The following is a 22416-nucleotide window of genomic DNA, read 5'->3' on the forward strand; positions in this document are numbered from 1 at the left end:
AGATAGAAGCAACAGATGGTATAAGTCTTAAATGTGGATCAAACGTTTTAACAATAGACCCCTCAGGTATACACTTTAACACTGATAACTTTAAAGATAATAGTGGGTTGGATGGGGTTGTGGCTGATGCAGTTGAGAAAATTAAAATAGATATGAAACAAGATGCTATTGCATTAGATTTTTCACTATAAGGTAAAAATATGGCAGAAGAGAAAGTAAAGATACCAAACTTTAGTTATCCATTTAAAAACATAAAAGATATAGAAAAAGATTGCTACAAAAACCTAGAGAATAAACCAGTAGGGAATTATCTTTTTAGTGCTCAAGGGTTATGGCATGGAGGAATGCACTTTGATAAATCATTTGACAAAGAGATAAGAGCTATAGCAGATGGAGAACTAGTAGCATACAGACTCAATGAAAAATATTTGCAAGATGAGGGTGAAGCTAAAGTAGATGAAGGACTCTACTCCACAGGATTCTTTTTACTAAAACATACCCTAGCATACCCAAAAACAAATAAACTTACATTTTTTTCACTCTATATGCATACAGCTAAAAAAGATGAGTATAACCTAGATACACATAAAGTTATAGGTGAAGATGGTAAAAGAAACTTACGAAAAGGTGTGTCGTATGCAGAAGCAGATAAACTAGAAGAGTTAGCCCAGGGTACAAAAATAACAATCGACCCAAACCAAACAACAGAAGAGAAAGATAAACATAGATATAAAGTACTTTATGTAGGAGATACCAAACGTACAGATGGAGCAACCATCCACCAAAGTAATATACAAGCTTTGGATAATGTACATAAATTAAAAACTATTACTAAAGAAACAGAGGCAAAAGAAGCTGTACAATTCCCAACACAAAAAATAGAGATAAAAGCAGGAGAGGTAATAGGTCTAAAAGGTGTATACGCACCAGCAAAACAAAAAACGAATGAAATTGTTCATATAGAGGTATTTGCGGCAGATGTGCAAACATTTGCAGAAGCAGCACAAAAAGAGTATGAAAAAGATAAATCAAAAGATAGACCAAAACCAAAAACTGTAAAAGTCTTAGCAACTAAAAAACTATATAAAAAAATAGAGAAATGTAAACTTTCTCAAAACTCAAATATCCGAAAAGGGTTTAGTAACTCAAGTGAAAAATATAATAATGATAAAACCGATAAAGATACTACTTTAGAGATAGATAGTTCACAATCACAAAAAGTAGGAAAATATACAAGGGTAGTAGTTACAAAAATAGGTGAAGTAGATGTAAGTGCAGATAACTATACAGTTATAAATAGCGTGTTTAAAGATCAAGAGATAGTATTTGAAGAATTAGGAAAAGATAGTATAGAAAAAACATTTCAATATAAAGATGTAAAAAAAGAGAAAGATAGTTCAGATAACGAGTACCTTTTATATGATAAAGGTGAGAAACAATACTTGAAATATAGTGATTGTAAAGAACAACATCCCATAACATTTGAATGGGCAAAAATAATACAAATGCAATCAGATGACAATGTATCACTCTTTCAAAAACTTTCAAACTATCTAGTACCAAGCTTACAATCAGATGATTTAAAATACAATAGTTCTTATAGCGAACTCTTTAATATGATCGATAAAGATCATAACGGTATGCTAGAACCACAAGAACTTTCTAAAGCAGCAGCAAATAAAGAGATAAAAAAAACAACAGCAAATTACATAGTCCAACACTCTAGTGAATGGGATGCAACTGTAAATATGGCAGATGTAGTTTTAAAAATATACAAAGAACATAAAGATACAATAGAAAGTTACGATCAACTAGAACAACACTATAAAAACCAAAAAACAAGAATAACAAACCTAGCTTTCTTTGAAAAGTGTAAAGATATAGATGGCTTCCCTACAAGTGATATGGTTTATCATTTAAATCCTATTGGGTTGGTTAGTCGGTTTGGGAGTGAAAAACAAGAAACTTGGGATGTTCATACTAATAAAAAAATTAAAACCTTACATCCTAAAATACGTAATCTTGCTACAGAATTTATAAATAAGGTAGAAACACAAAAAAATATTAGATTAAGGGTTACACAAGCTTTACGAACTATTGATGAACAAAATCAATTATATGCGCAAGGAAGAACTACCTCAGGTAACAAAGTTACATGGGTAAAAGGTGGGTATAGTTTTCATAATTATGGATTAGCAATAGACGTTGTTAAAATTGAAAAGAATGGTACTATAAATTGGAATGACACAACATATTTTTCAGATATTGCGCAAATTGGTAAATCATTAGGTTTTGAATGGGGTGGAGACTGGACAAGTACACCAGATAAACCACATTTTCAATATACATTTGGATATACAACTGCTCAACTAAAAGTAAAATATGACAATGGAGATTTAGAAGATGGGTATGTTAAAATATAAATTAGTACTAATCTTATGTATAGTATTTACTAGTTATAGTTATGCAAAAGATATCGATACAATTAAGAAAATCAGAACAGAATATCAAAATATTGAAGCTAATATTTCAAAATATATTTCTATAGAAGAAAATGTTGATGATTTTTGTAAAAAAAATATCTTAGTTAATGAAACTGTACACCAACAACATAATTTTATGAAAACTTTTTATTCAAATGTGGCAGACATTAAAAAAATCATTTTAAACTGTGAAAATCAAGAACAAAAAAGTGTTTTATCTTTATATTTTAATAATAATCAGCTGTTCTTCATATATAGTCTTGAAAAATTTTCTTATGGAAATGATGAAAATCGATATTATTTTGACTCTCAAACTATGATTAAGTGGATTAATCATCAGACAGATATGAATCAAAAATATGAAATGGCAAATAATCATGAAAAATATCTTTTATCAGAAGAATATCATAATATAGAACAAGCAAATTTATCTTATGCGTCATATTTAAAGAAAAAAGCTTTTTTAAGTTTAGAAAAAAAGTGATACAAGATTGATTATGAGTAAGAAATTTTTATTAATATTATTTTTGTTATGGAATACACTTTTAGCCGATAGTTTAGTCCTAAATAATGTTCTTCCACAGAATAACTCTACAATTAAAGAAGAATTATATCCTGTTGGTTTAAATAATACCTATTTTTCATATATTACAAAAACATATATCATCACAGAAGTTATAAACCGCTACGCACCACTACTGGAATGTCCCCAAAAAAGTAGACAAAGATTTAATCAGTTAATTGGATAAAATAAGAAGTAGATTTTATAAGGAATGAAAAGGTTAAAAAAAGCTAGTATGTGCTTTTCAGTCCCAAATTTTAATTAAGTCAGAGTTGTTTATAAACAACTCTTTATAGTTTTTAAATCATTGAGTGTAATTTTCTTTGATTCTGGATTTCTTAGAAGATATTGAGGGTGATAGATTGGGATAAGTTTGTAACTTTTAAAATCTATCACGTGACCTCTTACATTTTCAAAGTTATTTGTATCACCTGTTAAATGTGTATAAGCACTCTTTCCTAATGTCACTATAACTTTTGGATTAACAAATTCAAGTTGAGAAAATAAATAATGTTTACAAGAACTCCATTCGGAATCTGAGGGTTGATTTGTTTGTAGTGGTTTACATTTGATAGCATGTGTCATATAAATTGTATGATGATCTAGTTCTAAAACGTTTTCTATCATCTTTTTCAATGTATCTCCACTTCTTCCTGCAAAATAGTTATTTGAAGAATCTTGAGAGTCTGACACAACATAGTCTAGCACAAACAGCGAAGCGTTTGGATCACCAAATCCACTCATACTTTGTCGTCGTGACTTGCTGAGATCACAAAGATAGCAAGAGCGAATGTTCGCCACAAGTTCTTCTAAGTTTTGTGCTTTTTCATAGCTTTTTTTTTCATTTAAATCAAAATGGTCAATATAATCAAAACCTATATGTTTTAATCTGTACAAGTTTTGTAATAAAACAAGATTTTGAAATGATTTCAACTTTTTCACCATAATTTAAAATAATTTATAGAGTATATAAAAAGTGCGATTAAAATATACTTTGAAATCCTGAGAAATATGTTATGATTATATACAAATAGGGGTTTATATGAGTAGAAAAGATTTAGAATTAGCACCAAGTCGGTTTAAATTAAAATCTTCCAGTGAAGTAAAAGATGTGGTTTCAGAGTTGACTAACCTTCAGCATCCTATCCCTTTATTTCATATCCTTTCATATATTCACAATACTGTTTTAGTTCAAAGTTTAGTACGTGAATTAGAAAAAAATTTTCCAGATGCAAAGATCGTTTTACTAAAACATGAAAATAAAAATGAAACTTATTTAAGCGTTTTTGATACACAGATAAAAGACGCAGAGCAAGTAAGTGATGAAGTTTTAGAAAAAATGTTTAAAAAGTATGAACGATCACATACAAATATTGAAGAGTATAGAAATCAACTTTTTTTAAGATATTTTACAGACCATCTTACAAACTTGCCTAATCTTTATCAGCTTCGAAAAGATTTGCAAATTGATGATGAAAATAACACCTTAGTTCTCATTAAAATAGACAATTTTCAAACTATAAATAATTTTTACGGCTTTGTTGTAGGTGATTACGTGATTGAATCTATAACAAATTTTTTTAAAGAGCTTTTTCATGAAAGTGGCATTTATAGACTTTCTGGAACAGAGTTCTCTGTGATTTTAGATGCTAGATACGATTTTTATAGACTAAAAGAGTATCTTAATGATTTGTTTAAATCCTTACAAAATTTGATGATTACCTATCAAAATATTCAAATATTTGTTAATTTTACTCTTGCATCTTGTGTCTCTCAAGATGATAGTAATCTATTTTCAAAAGTATCTATGGCACTCAAATATGCGCAAGAAAAATCATTACCATTTTGGATATATGAAGATACTATGAACTTCGAGAATGAATATGAAAAAAATCTAAAACTTTCTCAAATAGTTCGTGAAGCAGTAAATAATAATCGTGTCGTACCATATTATCAAGCAATTTATGATAATCATCAAGGTGTTGTAAACAGATATGAATGTTTAGCACGTTTAGTTGATAAAGAGGGTAATGTACTCCCTCCACAGGTGTTTATACCAATATCTAAGAGTTTAAAAATTTATAACAAAGTTACAAAGACAATTATAGATAAATCATTTGAAAAGTTTGAAAATAATGAGTTTGATTTTAGTATCAACCTCTCTATTGAAGATGTGATGAACAATGAGGTCTTTGCATATATTGTAGAGAAGTTAACAAATTTTAAAGACCCCTCACGTGTAACTTTCGAGCTTTTAGAGTCAGAGGCAATACTTGATTTTAGAAAAGTTGGTAGATTTATAGAAGAGATAAAAAGAAGAGGTGCAAAAATAGCGATAGATGACTTTGGAAGTGGGTATTCTAATTTTGCATATATAATCAACTTGCATGTTGATTATATTAAGATAGATGGTTCATTAATTGAAAAGATTACAACAGATAAAACCTCTTTTATCGCGGTAGAAACTATTGTAGCTCTTGCAAAAAAACTTGGTATTAAAACTGTTGCTGAGTATGTTTTCTCGAGCTCGATCTTTACACAAGTGCAAGGTTTAGGGGTAGATTATGCACAAGGTTTTTATATTGATAAACCATCATTAAGATTTGGAGACGGTTTACCTATTTAAATTTTATAAAAGTGTAACCTGATTTCTTCCGTTGCTTTTAGAAGTATATAGAGCCATATCTGCACGTTCTATTGCTTTTTCAATGGTTTCATTCTCTTTTAAAAGAGTAACACCAATACTACATGTAAAATGACCAACATGAGAAAAAGTATGATCCTCAACCAACTGACAGAGTTTATTGCATACTTTTTGAACTGAAGACTCTTCATTTAAAGGAAGAAATATAACAAACTCTTCTCCACCCCAACGGATAAAAATGTCACTTTGTCTTAGTGAATTTTGTATAAGTGTAACAAACTCTTTTAAAACTGTATCACCGATATGATGCCCATAGTTATCATTTATTTTTTTAAAATAGTCTATATCTAAAAAAGCAATAGCATTAGGTTTTGTAGTCATATTCTGCTCTAAAAAGGTACGATTATAAGCACCTGTTAGAGGATCGCGAGTTATTTGTTCCTCTAAGTGTTTTTGATTTTTGATAGATGCAGTTACATCTACAAAGTTGATAATTTGCATCGATGAAGTAGGTATAGTTTGTACAGAGACTTGAAACACTTTTTCCATTCCCTTTTTAGATTTAATGACAACATTGCGTTCATGTAAAGGGAGTTTTAAAATCTCATTTATCCAACTCAAATTGTCATTTTGATGATAAAAATATCCATCAGATTCTAAAAAAACATCGCAGATACAATTGAAGTTTTCCAAAAATTCACTATTGTTATTTAAAGTAAAAAAGTCTAAACCTGTTTTATTAATGAATTTGAGTTGGTTATTTTCACTTAAAATGACAATTGTAGATTGTAAATTGAGCATTGTTTCTAAAAGTTTTTGGAGTTGATGAACATGCAGATGTGTTTGGATCCTTGCTATTAGTTCTTTAGCGTTAAATGGTTTGACAATATAGTCATTGCCACCGATATCAAACCCTTCAACAATTGAATCTTCATTTCTTTGTGATGATAAAAAAATGATAGGAATATGGTCATATTTTTGTTTTTTTCGAATCTCTTTAGCTACTTCAAAACCGCTAAAATCTGGTATTTGTATATCAAGTAAAATGAGATCGATCTCTATTTTTTCAATGGCTGCAAGAGCTTTTTTCCCATTGTATGCTACTCGTAAATCATACTGATTATTTAAAATTTTAGAAACAATATCTATATTTGTCTGTTCATCATCAACTACCAATATTATAGGTTTATTGTTCATGGTTTAAACTTTCTTGTATATGTAGTAACATATCTTGAATTGTATCATCTTCTAGAGTGTCAAATAGATTTGAAAGTGTTAAAATATCTTCTCTTGGTATATATGTTTTGAGTACAGATAAAAGGGTGACTTTCTCTTTTTGATCGACATATTGCATATTTTCAAGTTTACGAATCATTGTATTGAGTAGCTCTAAAGACTCTTCTTTACTGAGGTTTGAAGAGTTTTCTGATGCAATTAATGGAAAAATTTTTGTTTTTATCTCAAATAATAAATCTTCAAAATATTTTTGAAATGCTATGACATCTTGAAGTAATATATTTGATTTTTCTATTTTTGTACATCTATCATAGATAGAATGAATTTGTAAATTTCCACTTGATCCTTTGAGTTTATGAATGAGTTTGTAAAATGCTTCAAGATCATTTGCAAAAAGCTTATCTAGTAAAGGGGCACTATTGATAAAACTATTATAAAAGTTTTTATAGAGTCTATAGGCATTTTCTTGGTCTACTTTTAAATCTTGCATCAATTTTTGAATATCAATCCCTTTAATCTCAATGATGGTAGATATCGATTCATTTTTGATGTTTAATTCATCTATTTGAAAATAGAGTTTGATAATGTTTTCAAGAGCATTTTTATCTATAGGTTTTGCTATATGGTGATCCATCCCAGCTTCAAAGGTAAGCTGTTTATCTCTTTGCATTACAGCTGCACTTAGAGCTATGATAGGGATGTGTTTATCATTTCTTCTAATAGCTTTTGTCGCTGAAAAACCATCCATTATAGGCATTTGAAGATCCATAAAAATGATATCGTAATGGTGTGCCTCTGCCATATCCACAGCTTCTAAGCCATTGTTGGCTATAGAGACATTAAATCCATAGTTTTGTAAAAGTATTGAAGTTACAAGCTGGTTGGTTAAGTTATCTTCAACCAAAAGTGCACTTTTTTGTTTTGAGAGTTGTAATTGTATATGTTTTGAGACACTTTGAGAAGTTAGTGGTAATAGCTCTTTATCTACATCTGTTTCAACATATTCTAAAGAGAGTCTCAGATGAAAATCTGAACCTACACCTTCTTTACTTTTGACCCAAATATCACCATCCATCATCTGTGTCAATTGTTTAGAGATCATAAGCCCAAGACCGCTCCCTCCAAATTTTCTTGTTGTAGAACTATCAGCTTGTTCAAATGCTTGAAAAAGCCTTTCTTGCTGTTCTGTAGAGATTCCAATGCCACTGTCTTGAACAATAAACTCTAACTCAACTTGGGAATTTGTTTGTGCTACATGTTGTATATCTACTTTTATAAAACCTTCTGAAGTAAATTTTATAGCGTTGCCTATAAGGTTATTTAAAATTTGTGTTAAACGTAACATATCTCCAGTAAGTAGATTTGGGATTTTTTCATCAAGAGTGACCTCAAAATGTAGCCCTTTGTCATGTATTTGAAAACTAAAAAGATCAACAAGAGTATTTAAAAGAGAGTTTAACTGAAATTCTGATTTTACAATCTCCATTTTTCCAGCTTCAATTTTTGAATAATCTAAAATATCGTTAATAACATGTAAAAGTGCATACGATGAAAGACGAACTTTGTTGAGATAATCTCTTTGAAGTTTGTTTAAATCAGTCTCTAAAACAATGTCTGTTAGCCCTATAATACCATGAAGAGGTGTACGTATTTCATGGGACATATTTGCTAAAAATTCGGATTTTGCTGCATTTGCTTTATCGGCTGCTTGTTTTGCTTTTGAGAGCTCTATCTCATTCTCTTTTTGCTCTGTTATATCTGTTATATAACCTATAAAGTGGGTAATGTTTCCATTGATATCTTTTTGCGTTACAGTATAGTCTAATACCCAGCGAATTGTATGTGATTTCGTGATAATTCTATATGGCTTGTGTCTAAAAAAGTCCAAGTTTTGCGTGAGTGCATCTGTAACTTCATCGAGTACTTGCCCTATATCATCTTTATGTATACACTCTGCATAAACCACTTTAGAGCTTAAAAATTCCTCTTTTGTATACCCCAAAATCTTTGTAACATTATCTGAGGCATATGCTATACTCCAGTTTGGATTATTTACCCATTTAAAGAGTACAGAATCACCTTTATCAAACAGTGATAGCAGAGAGTTTTGTTCTATTAAAAGAGAGTGTTGTTGCTCTTGCAACTCTTTTTCTTGTGTAATATCTCTTACAGAGGCATAAATGTAGTCTTTGTCATTGAGCCGAATTTTAACAGAAGTGATAGATGCCAAATAAGTGGTGCCATCTTTTTTTGTATGTGTTCTTTGAATAGTTTGAGGTGTGTCACCAAGTGAAGTTATTATCTGTTTATATACATCAAGAGTAGCATCTTTATCCCAATCTATGACATTTAGTTGACTCATCTCTTCATCGTTATAGCCAAGAAGTTTTTGCGTTTCTTCACTATATTGGAGAAGTTTTCCATTTTCAATATCCATAATAAAGATAGCATCTGACGCTAATCTCAAAAGGGTTTTATAACGGTTTTTTTCTTCATTTATGCTAGTTGTTAGTTGATGAATATTGGTGATATCATATACAGTACCTAATGATCGCATAGGGTTACCGTCTATATCATATTCGGTATCGCATTGTTCTTCGACATATTTTATAGAGCCATCATCTAGTAAAAGTCTATGTTCAATTTTATATCTTTGTTTCGTTTTTAAAGAGTTTGTATAAGCATCACTAACTTTTTCACGATCATCAGGGTGTACAGTATCTAAAAATGTTTTATAAGATGGGGAAAAGTTTTCTTTGTCGAGTTCAAAAATATCATAAATTTCATCAGACCATGAGAGTATATCTGTCTCAAGGTTATACTCCCATATACCTAGGTTTGCGATCTTTTGTGCTTGGGAGAGTTGATCTAAAACTTTATTGAGCTGTAACTCATTTTGTTTTTCTTTTGTAACATCAAAAATTACAGAAAATAAAAGTTGTCCCATATCTGTATCAACGACAGAAGAGTGTACTTCAACAGTATAGAACTCTCCAGATTTTGTTTTATGTTGGAAGATAAAAGAGTTTTTGTTATTTTTTAAAGCTTCTTGCTGATATTGTTTTAGCTCTTGTTTTGAGAGAGTATTTATCTCTTCAATGTTGAGACGTATTAACTCTTCATGGGAATACTCATAAAATTTTTCTGCACTTTTATTTGCATCTACGATAGAGCCATCTTTTGGATCAACTAAAAGCATAATAGCATTGTGATTTTGAAACATATTAGTAAATCGTGTGTTTAAACTTTCAACTTTTGCTTGTAGCTGTTTATTTTTATCGATATTGACATGTGTACCTATAACCAATGCTATAGAGTTGTCTTTGTCGTTATAAATCACTTGTCCACGATCTAAAAGCCATGTATATGTACCATCTTTCTTTTTAACACGAATCTCAAAACTATAATGTTGAGTCTCTCTTCGCAAGAGTTTTAAAAACTCATCTGTAGCATTTTTGAAATCATCAGGATGGACTATTTGTGACCATAAATCATAGTCTATAGTGATGTCATCTTTGTTGTACCCTAAAATAGTGTAAATTTGATCTGAGAGAAAGAGTTCATTTGTTTGTGGATTGAATTCCCAGTAGGAGTCTCCACTTGCTTGAAGAAATTGGATTAAATCTTTTTTATTTATCATTTTTGACTTTCGAAAACTGTTTGCGTAGCTTTTATTATACTCATTATAGTCAAAATGTTAATTATTGTTTTAAATTTGATAAAAGTTTGTTACAAAGTTTTTAAAATGTTGTTGCAAATATTCCCATATATGAATAAAAAGGGTTTATAATTGGATTTAAAAGAGGAGAAAGAGGTAGAGAACATTATCTCTACCTGATTAAAAAAGGAGTTTTGAACTATTCAGCTACAGCTACTTCAACCGGAGTTGATTCCCAAATACCGTGTTTAGTACAGTATGCTTGAGCAGTAAGATTAAGTTTTTTACCCATTGGACGAATGTTAAAAGTCACAGTAGTATGAGATTTTTCATTCCCTAAAGTACCAGCAACAAAATCAGCTCTTGCTAATAAAGTTTCACCATTATATAAAGCAATGTTAGCGATATAGTGATCGAAATCATCTGGGTGAGTATACTCTTCTCCCATTTTTACAGTTACAGCAAATATCTCACCTTTTTTAGCCTCAGCATCACAGTGAATGAATGGAGAGTGACGATCGATATAGTCTTTTTTAGCTTCTCTTTCTACAGTGTCGATATCAACGTATTTATTAATTGTTGGCATTTTGTGTCCTTTTGTTTTGTTTTATTCTAGTATTGTAACGATAAAATCTTTTAAGAAAACATAAATAAGAGTATATTTGTCTTATTTAAGATAGATTTTATTTTTTAAAGCTTGAATCTTCAATAATTACAGGGTAAAAATAACCATATCCAAAATCTTTATCTTTTTTAAGTATCCCTGTTGCACTGATGTTATCTCCAATTTCAGGAGTATTTCCAGTTGTTGTAAATACTAAGTCATCCATATTCTTAAATCTACTACCATCTTGGATATGCACCCAGTTTTTCCCCATGATTCCAGTAGAAACTTTGCTTACTTTCCCTCGAATAGTTATACTTTTCTCTACATATTTTTCTCTATTTTGAAAAATTTCAGCAATGGTAAGTGTATTTTTTGTTTGATATTTTGAAGTTAAAATATCTGGCTCATACTTGACCTGTTGTTGTGCATGTGGTGCTGAAATATCTCCAGCAAATAAGATATTTTCAAACGTACGATCAAGTGTTTTAGAGTGAAAGTTTTTCATCCAGCCTTGCTCGGTAAAGCTGATTGTATCGCCTGTTTTTACATCACGCTGTGTCATAGCGATCCAGTAGTTGTTATTCCCATCATCTACTTTCATGTATGTATATCCACCAGCATTCATACTCTCTAAAACTTTGGCACTATGAGATGTTCCAGCGTATAACGAAACCCCAAGAAGTAAAGCAAGTAGTGTTTTTTTCATATTTAACCCTTTTTAACCGTTTTATGGGAACATTTTAACAAGAGTTTAACCAACAAATAGATACAATCGCGATAATTTAATACAAGAGTACACAATATGTTAAAAACTTTACTAATAGAGATAGGTGTTGAAGAGTTACCGGCTGTTCCACTTTTAAAAGAGTTAAAAAATATAGAGAAAAAATATGCTGATATTTTAGAGCAATATAATCTTTTATGTGAGTTTGAATTTTATTACACGCCACGCCGTTTAGTGATTTGGCATAGAGAGTTTAAAGTATCTCAAGATGATTCTGTAGAAGAGTTCTTTGGTGCTCCACTAGCAGTGGCTTATAAAGATGGAGAGGCAACTCCAGCAGCAGAGGGATTTGCTAGAAAATGTGGTGTTTCATTAGAGCAATTAACTACAGCAGATAAAGATGGTAAAGTGGTACTTTATTATAAAAAAGATGTAGCTGGAAAGCCATCGTCTGAGTTACTTCCAGAGATCATTGAAACGTGGATTAAGTCACTTGATTTTGGGAAGTCTATGCGATGGGGATCGTTAGATGAGAGTTTTATCCGTCCTATCCGCTGGGTCAATATACTTTTAGGCGATGAACTTGTAGAGCTGGAGCTTTTTGGCGTACAATCATCTAAAACAACTTTCGTACACCGAATCGCAAACTTTGATGCTGTAGATGTTGCAGGTGCTAAAGAGTACTTTGAAAAACTACAAAATAACGGTGTACTACTTTACCAAGAGGAACGTGCGAAAAAGATCACAAAAGATATAGAAGCACTTGAAACTGCTAATGGAATAAAAGTTGAAATTGATGAGGAACTTTTTGCCGAAGTTGTGGCAATCAATGAACACCCTACAGCACTTTTAGGCTCTTTTGATGAAGAGTTTTTAGCATTGCCTCCAGAAGTTATCATTACTTCTATGAAAGAGCACCAAAGATATTTCCCAGTGTTTAAAGAAGGCAAACTGACTAACAAGTTTGTAGTGGTTGCAAATGCGTATACAGATGATTTTTCTGAAGTTATTGCTGGAAATGAAAGAGTTTTACGCCCAAGACTTGCAGATGGAATGTTCTTTTGGGAAAATGACCTTAAAAATGGTCTGAGCACTGCTGGACTTGAAAAGATTACATTTTTTAAAGGTCTTGGTTCTGTAGCGGACAAGATCCAAAGAGAGGCAAAAATAGCAAATCTTTTATTTGACAAGTTTGGTGTAAATGCTTCTAAAGAAGATCTTACAACTGCGGTGGAACTTGCAAAAGCCGATCTTATGAGTGAGATGGTGTATGAGTTTACTGAACTTCAGGGGCTTATGGGGTACTATTATGCACAAAAAGCTGGATATTCTGAAATCGTAGCAGTTGCTATAAAAGAGCAGTACTTGCCAGATGGTGAAGAGAGTGAGCTTCCATCAACACCACTAAGTGCGGTAGTAGCTCTTAGTTTAAAACTAGATACTCTTTTAGCTCTTTTTAGCATCAATCAAATTCCAACTGGTTCACGTGATCCTTTCGCGTTGCGTCGTGCGGTAAATGGAATCGCTAGAATTGTAAATGAGTTTGGTTTTAACTTTGACATTGTTGCAGATGTAAAAGAGCTTTCAGCAATCTATGAAAATCCGATCGACTTTGAAAAACTTGAAGCGTTTATTTTAGAGCGTATGAAGCGTTATTACAAAGTAAATCCTTCGATCATTGAGGCGGTTTTAGCATCTGGAGAGAGAGAACTTTTAGCACTTGGACAAAAGATAGATGCGCTTAATAATCTTGTAAACTCTGATGGATTTAGTGAAGTCAGCTCAACTTTTAAACGTGTTGCGAACATCACTAAAGATGTAGATATGAATGAAGAGTTTGCAGTAAATGAAACACTGTTTGAAGATGATAGTGAGCGAGAGTTATTAGCTCATTTTAATGAAGTGAGTGCAAAAGAGTATGAAAACTATGAGTATGAATTAGATGCACTTTTAGGACTCAAACCTGAACTTGATAAATTCTTTGATTCTGTTATGGTAAATGCCCAAGACGAAGCAGTAAAAAATAATCGTAAAGTGTTAGTTAGCTCGATTTACAAAGCTATTTTTAAAATAGCAGATATAAAAGAAGTAAGCATCTAATGTACGACGTTGCAGTTATTGGAGCTGGAATAAACGGCTGCACTACTGCATATCATCTTCATAAAGCTGGACAAAGAGTTGTTGTTTTTGACCAAGAAGGAGTAGCTTCTGGCGGTAGTGGTGCTGCTGGAGCTTTTCTTTCTCCAAAATTTGCAAAAGGCGGGGAGCTTAAAGAGCTTATAAACTCTGCACTTGATATTGCCCTTGATTTTTATACTACAAATTTTCCCGAGCATATAAATCGTTATAATCTTTTGCATATCGCTAAAGATGAAAAAGATACTATCAATCTCCAAGCATTTAAAAAAGATACCGACATTGAGATTTTAGCCAATTCTCCTTTTACTCCACAAGATGAATATATCTACACTTCAAAAAGTGCAATAGTAGATGCACAAAAGATGTGTGAAGCACTTCTAGCTAACATAGAGTTTTATAAACAAGAGATTGAGACTTTAGAGTATAAAGAGGGGTACTGGAGTTTAAACGGTAGTTTTAAAGCTAAAAAAGTAGTTTTAGCAACAGGTGCATATAAACATAACTTTTTCTCAGAACCCTACCAAATGCTTCGCGGAATTTGGGGGCATCGTATAGATATAAAAACAACTACGCAAAATAATACTTCAATACATCAGTTCGTCTCTATTTCACCAACACATAATGGAGTTTTATCTATAGGTGCTACACATAATGTACATTATCATCCACAAACTACAAAAGAGCCATATGATTTACAATCAGGCAGAGATGAACTGCTGTACAAAGCTTCACAAACACTAGAACTCCAAGATGTAAAAGTGATTAAAGATTATGTGGGGCTAAGAAGTGGGAGTTTTGATTATCTACCTATTGTTGGTGGTGTAGTTGATGTTGAAAAATCGTTGCAGATTTTACCAAAAAGTGATATTTATCAAAAAAAGCCTGATCTTTCAAAAGCGATAATGTTCCCAGAGTTGTATATGATTAATGCGAGTGCAGGGTACGGGTATGTTTTAGCACCATATTTAGCGCAAACACTCTCTAAACTGATAGTAGAAGGTCTTATTGTTCCAAAAAGTTTAAACCCTGCAAGATTTTTTTTCAGATGGGCAAAGAGTAGCTAAGAGAGTCTTACTATCTTTGGCGGTATCTGGGCAAACACCTCTTTAAACGCGTTTGCCATAATCTCTTTGTTTTTTCCACTCATAAGTGGTGACATAAAATAGGCAATTTTCATAGCCTCTGCTTCATCATAGTTTCTATCATGGATAAACACGATCTGCTTATCTAGTTTTTGAATGTGTTCTGTCAAAGAGATTGCATAGTACGGTACCATTTTATGTTCACGCTCATACTTGTGTCCCATTCCAAAAAAGACAAACTTACCACTGAGACGGATATTTGGTATATCAATGTAGTTAAGTTCACGGTCAAAATGTGTTAGTTGCATAGAGTTGAGTTTATCGAGATCCTTTTCAAACAGATCAATCGTTGTAGTATGTAAATCTTCACGATTATAATTAAATAAGTACTTAATCTCAACAAGTTTACCAGGGTAAACTTTTTTCATTCCAGCGTTAATTACGTGGCTCATCGCATTTTCAGAGAGTTCAATATATCGATCATACTCATCAAACCCTTCCTCTTGCAAAAATTTGCATATTTTCATCCCTTTTGGAGAAGTTTCTGGGTTTTGTAAAAAGATAGTGCCAACTACGTGCTTTCGCTTTTTTTTGAGCATATTTTCAAGTTCTTCTATTGTAATCTGCTCATCTGATTCATTAAAGTAAATATAATGCTCAACAAGGTAGTCCATATCGAAGTTTGTTTTGTATTTCCCAAAAATTTGCATTATATATCCCTTGTGTTATTCTAAAGCGAATTATACTAAAATAAGATTATGATTTATATAGCCTTTTTGCTCTTTACATTTTTTATACTATTTTTTGCTTTTTATCAGTGGCAATATTTTATGCTTTTTACTCCCACATATATACAACAAAGACGTTTATGTGATCAGTGTGAGATGTTGGAGATACTCACAGATGATGGTCTAGCTTTAGAAGGGGTAGTGTATGAACCTAAAGAGCCAATTGCTACATTGCTTTTTTTTGCTGGAAGAAGTCACGATAGTGTAGCGCTTATTCAAAAACTAAAAACCGCTTATCCACACTTAAGAATCATCACTTTCAATTACCGCTCTTATGGGAAAAATAAAGGGAAAATTAGTGAAAAAAATATGCTTGAAGATGCATTACATATTGGAAAAATAGTGCAAAAAAACTATGGAGATTTTTATCTTTTAGGCTTTTCTTTAGGTTCGTCTTTAGCAAGTTATGTGGCTTCAAATATAAAAGTTCAAGGGGTGTATTTAATCGCTGCTTTTGATTCGATCGCTTTAGTCGCAAGAAATAAGTTTGGTTTTTCATTGCCACAATGGCTAGTACGTTATAAGTTTCCAACGATTGAGTTTGTGCAAAATATAGACTCTGCAACTTACCTATATGTAAGTCAGGACGATGAGATGGCATACATTCAAAATGGTAGAAACTTATCAAAAAACATCAAAAACCTGAAGTTTTATAAAGAGTATAAAAACCTCTCCCACAAAGAGCTTTTATGGGATGAGGAGGTGATAAATAATATTAGAGCAGTTTTTTCATAAGTTCTATGTGGTACGACTCTTGATAGTTGATAAAGTCAAAAAATTTAGAAAGCTGTTCATCTTTAATAGCAGAGCTTAACTCCCTGCACATCTCTTTTGCAGCTTCTTCCTCTTTGATACCATCGTGTACAAATTTTTCTAAATCTTTTACAATATAGGTCATTTCGTGTAATTCTCTCGGCAAGGCTAAGATGCCAAGTTTTGCCATCATATTACCAAATGACTTTAAGTGAAAGTGTGACTCATCCACTAGGTCTTGAAAGACATCAAAATGGAGTTTATTTTGAGTACGAGCTTGCATATATGCATAAACTAAGATGAGTTCATACTCTTTGTATGATTCTTCAAATAAAAAGAGTGTAAGTGCATCGATACTAGCTTGATCGAGATTATTCCACTCTCTTTTTTTATTAAATGCAGTAACTATTTGATCGTTTTTTAGTTCATCTAAAAGTTGTTCAATATATTCTAAAAGATAAGTATCATCTGTTTTTAAACGCTCACCTAAGATAGAGGTAGGGTAATGTTGTTGTGTTTCTTTGATTTGTTCTTTTAAAGCCTCTAGTACTTCAAAAACAGATGAATGTTCTACAAGTTGTAAAGTTCGATCGTAGTTATAGTTATCACCAGTAAAGAGAATATCACTCCCGAGCCATTTCATATGACGAAAAGCGATTTGTGAGAAGTCATATAAACGTGACTTTATATTTTCATCATTAATTGCAAAAGAGGCAAAAAGTACCCCAAGCCAAAGTTCATGTTTTTTTTGATATGTTTTATTCATTATTTTCATCCTCTTTCACTTCACAGCTCTCTTTCATTTTTAAAACATGAAGTTCCTCTTTTTGACCATTTAAAATATTTTCATAGTTTTTGATAGAGGCTATAAAAGCAGTAAATACGATATCTGCACAAATCTTTTGTTGAGGGGTCATATCTCCCAGTTTTTCGTTCATCTTCTGTATAGCTTTATTTGCATACTCAAGATCATTAGTTTTTATCATATCTGTATACATTGAGCCAATAACTACAGTATCTTGACATCCATTTGTAGCAAAACGCACATCACTAATAGTTTGCTCATCTAGTTTTGTATAAAAGATCACATACTCTTTTGTTTTCTCATCTAGTGCAACTCCAACACCATCAGCATCATCAAGTTTGCCATAGTTTTTTGGATTCATTAGATGTTCTAGTGTTTGTGGATTCATCCCCTCTGGCATTTTTACATTTTCAAACATTTTTATTCCTTATACTTTACTTTGGCTAGATATAAACCATTCGCTGGAGCGGGGCGGAGCTTATGATTTTTAGTATTGTTAAGTTTTTCTTGAATTTGTTGGGCACTTAGATCGAGCAATGCGCCAACCATAAAACGGATTTGTGTACGTAAAAAACCATTTGCTTCAAAATTTAAAACTATATAATCTTTATGTTTATACGCAAATGCTTTATATATCTCTCTTACAGAGCTTTTTGTATCGCTTCCAGTTTTCATAAAGTTCATAAAGTCATGTTGTCCGAGGAAAAGCTTTATATTTTGTTTGAGGGTAGTAAAATTAACATCATCCATAAAAGTGACAAAATTAGCTTCAAAAGGGTTTGATGCACCCACTTTAATGATATATCTATAAACACGTGATTTTGCACTATATCGTGCATGAAAATCATTTGTAACTTTATATACTTTTTTTACCGCTATACTGCTTGGAAGCATCTCGTTTAAAACTTGTTTGAGTTTTGTTAAATCATCCCAAAAAGGTGGTAGGTCTACATGAACCACTTGATAAGAAGCGTGAACACCTTTATCTGTCCTTCCACTTGCAACTACTTTTTCTTTTATTCCAAGTTGATGGAGTACTTTTTCTAGTTGTCCTAGAACTGTATTTTTTGAGCTTTTTTGTGTTTGAGAACCTAAAAAATGTGTACCATTGTAAGCAAGAACTAAAACAACGCGCATTTTAAAATCTTTTTGCAATTGTTTTTCGATAGATAAAGTAAGTAGCGACAAACCATACTAAGGCGATGGCATAGATAGAATGAAAACCTATTGAGCGATATAAAGACATAGTGACACCATAATATAAAATGATGCCACTAAAGATAAAAAGATAAATTTTGGATTTTTGATGTCTTGCGTGTACAACACCAATAGAAACCACTAAAAAGAGTGAAAGCAGAGGAAATAAACTTATAAGTGTATTTGTAGTCAGAAGTCTATCTTTTTTACTTCTACTATCTTCTGATAACCAAAAAGCAAGGGGCATTTGATACTCTCTTTGTGAGGCTTTAAGCGTGTCAAATATAGTCATGTCATCAAAATTAAGTTGTGATAATTTTTCTTTTGAATAACTATACCCCTCACCATTAGAAAGTTCTAGTTGCAGGACACCACCACTATTTACAACATCAGCTTGTTTTGCTGAAATAAGGATTTCTTCATTATTTTCTTTGTTAAATAAAAAGACATCTTCATAACGTTTTTTCTTTTTATCTTCTTTTCCTATATACAAAAGCCAACTTCCAAAATTGTTTCCAAATTCACTTGCGGAGAGGTTGAATTTTGCTTCACTTTTTTTCTGATCTATAAAGTTTCTTGAAAGGTTGTTTGTATGTGGATAAAGCATAAAATAATCTAAAAAGAGTATGACTGAAAGTAAAAACGCTGGAGTTAAAAGAGTTTTTAGTAAAAAAGATGGTTTAATTCCAAGTGCAAATAAAACGATAATCTCATTGTCATTTGAGAGTTTAAATATTGAGAGCACTGCTGCAACAAAAAATGAGATTGGCAATGTATAAAAAAGGATATCTGGCAATACAAACATATAAAGTTTTGCCATATCAAGGAGTGAGAGTTTGATAACGGCAGTATACGTCGCTAGTTTGATTGAAAAAACCATTGAGGCAATTACAAACAAAGGCAAAAACATCGATAAAAATACTGATGAAAGATTAGAAAGTATATAACGTTTGAGTTTATTCATCTAAATTGTGCCTCAAGAAATGCGTAAATTTCTGAATCATAGACAAAAGTGATAAGAGTTGCTAATGCTAAAAAAGGAACAAATGGTACACGTTGCTCTTCAGCCGATCTTTTTAAAAGAAGCAACATCACTGGAAGTGCTAAAACAGCTGATAAAAAGATGGCAAAAAGACCTAGTTTTATACCAAGGATTGCCCCCATTGTTGCAGCTACCATAATGTCACCTTCCCCCATCGCTTCAATCATTGGTGTACGGTCGTAGTGTTTATTCCATGATGTTTTTGTCTTGAGTCCAGCTCTATAAACTGACGATGTGAGGTAATAGGAAAGTGCAAAACGAAGCAGAGTAAATCCACCTGCAAATAAAAGAGCATTTTGAGCATTTGTGCCTATAGATGATAAAGAAAAACCACCGAGTATGGCAAAGATAATCGCTAAAAGATTTAATGAATCTGGCACCATTTTGTACTTAAAATCAATCATAGAAAGTGCTAAAAGCATTAAAAAACTCATGGCTGTAAAAAAAGCTGCAAAAGTAAAGCCATATTTTGATGCAATAAGCAAAAATATAATTCCGCTAGAGAGTTCTATAAGTGGATACTGGATAGAGATTTTACTTTTGCAATATGCACATTTCCCACCAAGAAATATCCATGAAAAAAGGGGAATGTTATGCCAAGGTTTAAGTGGTGTATTGCATGAGGTACAGTGTGAAGCTGTAAAAACAACACTTTCACCCTCTGGAATGCGTAAAATCACTACATTTAAAAATGAACCAAACAATAACCCAAAGAGCAAAGCTAAAACCAATTCCATCATTTTAATCCCCCAAACCGTCGCTCAACTTTTTTAAATTTTTTTATTATTTTTTCTAACTCTTTTGCATTAAAATCTGGCCAGAGTGTATCTGTAAAAAAGAGCTCTGCATAGGCTACTTGCCAAAGCAAAAAGTTAGAAAGTCTTTGATCCCCACCTGTACGAATAAGCAAATCAACATCAGCTTTACAATCAAGTGCATTTTCAAGCATCTCTTTTGTGATATCACCTTCATTGTTTTTTAACAGGTTGACTGTACGAAGTATCTCATCGTGTGAGCCATAGTTAAGTGCTAGTGATTGTACCAACCCATCACAATGTGCAGTTTTCTCTTTTGCCATCTCAATCGTTTCTCTAAGTTGTTTAGAAAAAGCTCTTAAATCACCAATAGGCTCAAATCGGATATTGTGTTTTAGATAGTTTTCTAACTCTTGTTTGATATATTTATCAAGAAGCTTCATTAAAAACTCAACTTCTAAACGGGGGCGTTTCCAGTTCTCTGTTGAAAATGCATAGAGTGTTAAACGATGAATCTCCTCATGTGTTGCACAAAACTCTGTTATCTCACGTACAGTTTTTGCTCCCGCTTCATGTCCGCTTGAGCGTTTTTTATTACGAAGTTCTGCCCAGCGACCATTGCCATCCATGATGATTGCGATATGGGAGAGTTGATTCATTATTTTTCTAACTTTTTTGCGTTATTTAAAATTTCAAAAGATACATCGATTTTTTGTGCTTCTGGAATTGTTGTAGAGCCATCTTTTGTTAGAAACTCTATCTCATTTGTATCAGTTCCAAAACTTGTAGAGTTTTTGAGAACATTTAAACATACAGCATCAAGATTTTTATTTTCCAACATATTACTAGCATTTATCTTTGCACTTTGTGCATCCATCTCTGCTTTAAACCCAACAACTTTTAGACCCTCTTTGTCAATTGAGCTAAGAATATCACTATTTTTTTTCATAGAGAGTTCCCATTTTTCACCAAGAGATTCTTTTTTGAGTTTTCCTGTTTGTGTAAACTCTGGCATATAATCACTTACAGCTGCTGCCATAAAAAGATAAGGTGTTTTTTGTATATGGTGGATATGCTCATCTCTCATTAACGTAGGTTTTGAGAGTTTTCCTTTTTTTGCAATACGAATAGAGTCAACAAGATATTCCATCATTTCTGCACTATCTTCAACATCTATTTTGTGCATCTCTTTTGGTAAAACATCTGGAAATTTTGTAGCGATGAGATTAACATCTGCTCCACGAAGATAGAGTGAAAGTGCCAAAGCACTTGCCATTTTCCCACTTGAAAAGTTAGAGATATAACGTACATCATCTATCTTTTCTAATGTACCTCCACCAGTAACTATAACCATACGATCGTTCCAAAACTCCTCTTTTAAAAGCTCTCGTGCAGTAGCATAAAATATATCAATTGGCTCAGCCATAGCTCCATCGCCAGTTGTTTTACAAGCAAGTTCTTTTGTTTGAGTATCGATGAGTGTATAGTTTGCAATACCTAACATCTTTAAATTTGCTTGAGTTATAGGATTGTGTAGCATATTTGTATTTGCAGAGGGTGCTAATATTTTTGTATCAGGATAGGCTAGGGCAACTTGAAGCAGCATCGTATCAGCGATGCCGTTTGCAAGTTTTGCTATAGTATTTGCAGTTGCTGGAGCAATAACCAAGATATCTGCCCACTCTCCGATTTTTATATGATTATGATTGGTTGTCCAGTCCTCATTAAAATCATCAAGTACTTTGTTTGAAGTAATAGTTTCAAATGTTAAAGGTGTTACAAACTTTTTTGCTGCTTCACTCATAACTACTTTTACATTTGCTCCAGCTTTGACAAATAAACGTGCAAGTTCAGTAGATTTGTACACAGCTATAGAGCCTGTAAGTGCTAAAATGATATTTTTATCTTTGAGTAAAGTTGGCGAAATTTCCATCTATAAAA

At 32.2% G+C, this 22416-nt stretch carries 21 protein-coding genes; 8 read left to right on the forward strand and 13 right to left on the reverse strand.

What is annotated here, in order from left to right:
- From ACQY56_RS10685 to ACQY56_RS10700, 4 genes are all read left to right on the forward strand, one after another.
- The coding region (locus ACQY56_RS10685; protein ID WP_428743762.1) for a hypothetical protein at positions 1–191 on the forward strand (191 nt) is incomplete at its 5' end.
- A 9-nt stretch (positions 192–200) separates the two neighbouring features.
- Entirely contained in the window at positions 201–2423 is a 2223-nt protein-coding gene (locus ACQY56_RS10690) for a M15 family metallopeptidase (protein ID WP_428738640.1), read from the forward strand.
- A complete protein-coding gene (locus tag ACQY56_RS10695; protein WP_428739607.1) occupies positions 2404–2967 on the forward strand; it encodes a hypothetical protein in 564 nt (187 codons plus the stop codon). The genes ACQY56_RS10690 and ACQY56_RS10695 overlap by 20 nt, the downstream gene beginning before the upstream one ends.
- A gap of 43 nt (positions 2968–3010) precedes the next feature.
- Positions 3011–3232, forward strand: coding sequence for a hypothetical protein (locus ACQY56_RS10700; RefSeq protein ID WP_428738642.1), 222 nt, complete (start codon positions 3011–3013; stop codon positions 3230–3232).
- Positions 3233–3321: 89 nt separating this feature from the next.
- On the opposite strand, the gene ACQY56_RS10705 is transcribed toward ACQY56_RS10700, so the two are convergent.
- A complete protein-coding gene (locus ACQY56_RS10705; RefSeq protein WP_428738710.1) occupies positions 3322–3987 on the reverse strand; it encodes a uracil-DNA glycosylase in 666 nt (221 codons plus the stop codon).
- Positions 3988–4087: 100 nt separating this feature from the next.
- Between ACQY56_RS10705 and ACQY56_RS10710 the strand changes: the two genes are divergently transcribed.
- Positions 4088–5671: an EAL domain-containing protein gene (locus ACQY56_RS10710; protein WP_428738643.1), complete on the forward strand. Its 1584-nt coding sequence runs from the start codon at positions 4088–4090 to the stop codon at positions 5669–5671.
- A gap of 3 nt (positions 5672–5674) precedes the next feature.
- Here the strand turns inward: ACQY56_RS10710 and ACQY56_RS10715 are convergent, their stop codons facing one another.
- The 4 genes from ACQY56_RS10715 to ACQY56_RS10730 form a co-directional block, all read right to left on the reverse strand.
- Positions 5675–6886 (reverse strand): GGDEF domain-containing response regulator, encoded by a 1212-nt coding sequence (locus ACQY56_RS10715; protein ID WP_428738644.1) that lies wholly within the window; start codon positions 6884–6886, stop codon positions 5675–5677.
- Positions 6876–10565 (reverse strand): PAS domain-containing protein, encoded by a 3690-nt coding sequence (locus ACQY56_RS10720; RefSeq protein ID WP_428738645.1) that lies wholly within the window; start codon positions 10563–10565, stop codon positions 6876–6878. Before ACQY56_RS10720 ends, ACQY56_RS10715 begins: the two co-directional genes overlap by 11 nt.
- Positions 10566–10782: 217 nt before the next feature.
- Positions 10783–11169 carry a class II SORL domain-containing protein gene (locus tag ACQY56_RS10725; RefSeq protein ID WP_428738646.1) on the reverse strand — a complete coding sequence of 129 codons (387 nt, stop codon included), beginning with the start codon at positions 11167–11169 and terminating at the stop codon, positions 10783–10785.
- Between the two features lie 97 nt (positions 11170–11266).
- A complete protein-coding gene (locus ACQY56_RS10730; protein WP_428738647.1) occupies positions 11267–11896 on the reverse strand; it encodes a hypothetical protein in 630 nt (209 codons plus the stop codon).
- 96 nt (positions 11897–11992) lie between these two features.
- On the opposite strand from ACQY56_RS10730, the gene glyS reads away from it, so the two are divergent.
- Together glyS and ACQY56_RS10740 are read left to right on the forward strand one after the other, a co-directional pair.
- On the forward strand, positions 11993–14014 hold the full coding sequence (glyS, locus tag ACQY56_RS10735; protein ID WP_428738648.1) for a glycine--tRNA ligase subunit beta: 2022 nt from the start codon (positions 11993–11995) through the stop codon (positions 14012–14014).
- The gene (locus tag ACQY56_RS10740; RefSeq protein WP_428738649.1) at positions 14014–15117 is read left to right on the forward strand and encodes an NAD(P)/FAD-dependent oxidoreductase; all 1104 of its coding nucleotides are present in this window, start codon (positions 14014–14016) and stop codon (positions 15115–15117) included. Before glyS ends, ACQY56_RS10740 begins: the two co-directional genes overlap by 1 nt.
- Here ACQY56_RS10740 and ACQY56_RS10745 read toward each other — a convergent pair.
- Positions 15114–15845, reverse strand: coding sequence for a hypothetical protein (locus ACQY56_RS10745; protein ID WP_428738650.1), 732 nt, complete (start codon positions 15843–15845; stop codon positions 15114–15116). The two genes, ACQY56_RS10740 and ACQY56_RS10745, sit on opposite strands and share 4 nt — an antisense overlap.
- Before the next feature lie 48 nt (positions 15846–15893).
- Here ACQY56_RS10745 and ACQY56_RS10750 point away from each other — a divergent pair, with 48 nt between their 5' ends.
- Positions 15894–16658, forward strand: coding sequence for an alpha/beta hydrolase (locus ACQY56_RS10750; protein ID WP_428738651.1), 765 nt, complete (start codon positions 15894–15896; stop codon positions 16656–16658).
- Here the strand turns inward: ACQY56_RS10750 and ACQY56_RS10755 are convergent.
- Genes ACQY56_RS10755 through coaBC form a run of 7 tightly spaced genes read right to left on the reverse strand, consistent with a single transcriptional unit; the run spans position 16639 to position 22408 of the window.
- A complete protein-coding gene (locus ACQY56_RS10755) occupies positions 16639–17442 on the reverse strand; it encodes an iron-binding protein (RefSeq protein ID WP_428738652.1) in 804 nt (267 codons plus the stop codon). The two genes, ACQY56_RS10750 and ACQY56_RS10755, sit on opposite strands and share 20 nt — an antisense overlap.
- Positions 17435–17899: an iron-sulfur cluster assembly scaffold protein gene (locus ACQY56_RS10760; protein WP_428738653.1), complete on the reverse strand. Its 465-nt coding sequence runs from the start codon at positions 17897–17899 to the stop codon at positions 17435–17437. Before ACQY56_RS10760 ends, ACQY56_RS10755 begins: the two co-directional genes overlap by 8 nt.
- Before the next feature lie 2 nt (positions 17900–17901).
- Complete coding sequence (gene truA, locus ACQY56_RS10765; protein ID WP_428739634.1) at positions 17902–18618, reverse strand: tRNA pseudouridine(38-40) synthase TruA; 717 nt, start codon at positions 18616–18618, stop codon at positions 17902–17904.
- 1 nt (position 18619) lies between these two features.
- Complete coding sequence (locus tag ACQY56_RS10770) at positions 18620–19642, reverse strand: LptF/LptG family permease (protein ID WP_428738655.1); 1023 nt, start codon at positions 19640–19642, stop codon at positions 18620–18622.
- The gene (locus ACQY56_RS10775) at positions 19639–20460 is read right to left on the reverse strand and encodes a prepilin peptidase (RefSeq protein WP_428738656.1); all 822 of its coding nucleotides are present in this window, start codon (positions 20458–20460) and stop codon (positions 19639–19641) included. The genes ACQY56_RS10770 and ACQY56_RS10775 overlap by 4 nt, the downstream gene beginning before the upstream one ends.
- Positions 20457–21134, reverse strand: coding sequence for a di-trans,poly-cis-decaprenylcistransferase (locus tag ACQY56_RS10780; protein WP_428738657.1), 678 nt, complete (start codon positions 21132–21134; stop codon positions 20457–20459). Before ACQY56_RS10780 ends, ACQY56_RS10775 begins: the two co-directional genes overlap by 4 nt.
- The gene (gene coaBC / locus ACQY56_RS10785; protein WP_428738658.1) at positions 21134–22408 is read right to left on the reverse strand and encodes a bifunctional phosphopantothenoylcysteine decarboxylase/phosphopantothenate--cysteine ligase CoaBC; all 1275 of its coding nucleotides are present in this window, start codon (positions 22406–22408) and stop codon (positions 21134–21136) included. Before coaBC ends, ACQY56_RS10780 begins: the two co-directional genes overlap by 1 nt.
- Positions 22409–22416: the final 8 nt, after the last annotated feature.

This window comes from Sulfurimonas sp., assembly GCF_050296975.1.
Taxonomy (GTDB): domain Bacteria; phylum Campylobacterota; class Campylobacteria; order Campylobacterales; family Sulfurimonadaceae; genus Sulfurimonas.

Bases quoted from the DNA above. Each gene is read 5' to 3' on its own strand.
- ACQY56_RS10770 (WP_428738655.1), bottom strand. From the start codon at position 19,642: ATGAATAAACTCAAACGTTATATACTTTCTAATCTTTCATCAGTATTT.
- ACQY56_RS10725 (WP_428738646.1), bottom strand. From the start codon at position 11,169: ATGCCAACAATTAATAAATACGTTGATATCGACACTGTAGAAAGAGAA.
- ACQY56_RS10780 (WP_428738657.1), bottom strand. From the start codon at position 21,134: ATGAATCAACTCTCCCATATCGCAATCATCATGGATGGCAATGGTCGC.
- ACQY56_RS10775 (WP_428738656.1), bottom strand. From the start codon at position 20,460: ATGATGGAATTGGTTTTAGCTTTGCTCTTTGGGTTATTGTTTGGTTCA.
- truA (WP_428739634.1), bottom strand. From the start codon at position 18,618: ATGCGCGTTGTTTTAGTTCTTGCTTACAATGGTACACATTTTTTAGGT.
- ACQY56_RS10720 (WP_428738645.1), bottom strand. From the start codon at position 10,565: ATGATAAATAAAAAAGATTTAATCCAATTTCTTCAAGCAAGTGGAGAC.
- ACQY56_RS10690 (WP_428738640.1), top strand. From the start codon at position 201: ATGGCAGAAGAGAAAGTAAAGATACCAAACTTTAGTTATCCATTTAAA.
- ACQY56_RS10750 (WP_428738651.1), top strand. From the start codon at position 15,894: ATGATTTATATAGCCTTTTTGCTCTTTACATTTTTTATACTATTTTTT.
- glyS (WP_428738648.1), top strand. From the start codon at position 11,993: ATGTTAAAAACTTTACTAATAGAGATAGGTGTTGAAGAGTTACCGGCT.
- ACQY56_RS10745 (WP_428738650.1), bottom strand. From the start codon at position 15,845: ATGCAAATTTTTGGGAAATACAAAACAAACTTCGATATGGACTACCTT.
- ACQY56_RS10715 (WP_428738644.1), bottom strand. From the start codon at position 6,886: ATGAACAATAAACCTATAATATTGGTAGTTGATGATGAACAGACAAAT.
- coaBC (WP_428738658.1), bottom strand. From the start codon at position 22,408: ATGGAAATTTCGCCAACTTTACTCAAAGATAAAAATATCATTTTAGCA.
- ACQY56_RS10760 (WP_428738653.1), bottom strand. From the start codon at position 17,899: ATGTTTGAAAATGTAAAAATGCCAGAGGGGATGAATCCACAAACACTA.
- ACQY56_RS10730 (WP_428738647.1), bottom strand. From the start codon at position 11,896: ATGAAAAAAACACTACTTGCTTTACTTCTTGGGGTTTCGTTATACGCT.
- ACQY56_RS10755 (WP_428738652.1), bottom strand. From the start codon at position 17,442: ATGAATAAAACATATCAAAAAAAACATGAACTTTGGCTTGGGGTACTT.
- ACQY56_RS10710 (WP_428738643.1), top strand. From the start codon at position 4,088: ATGAGTAGAAAAGATTTAGAATTAGCACCAAGTCGGTTTAAATTAAAA.
- ACQY56_RS10695 (WP_428739607.1), top strand. From the start codon at position 2,404: ATGGGTATGTTAAAATATAAATTAGTACTAATCTTATGTATAGTATTT.
- ACQY56_RS10740 (WP_428738649.1), top strand. From the start codon at position 14,014: ATGTACGACGTTGCAGTTATTGGAGCTGGAATAAACGGCTGCACTACT.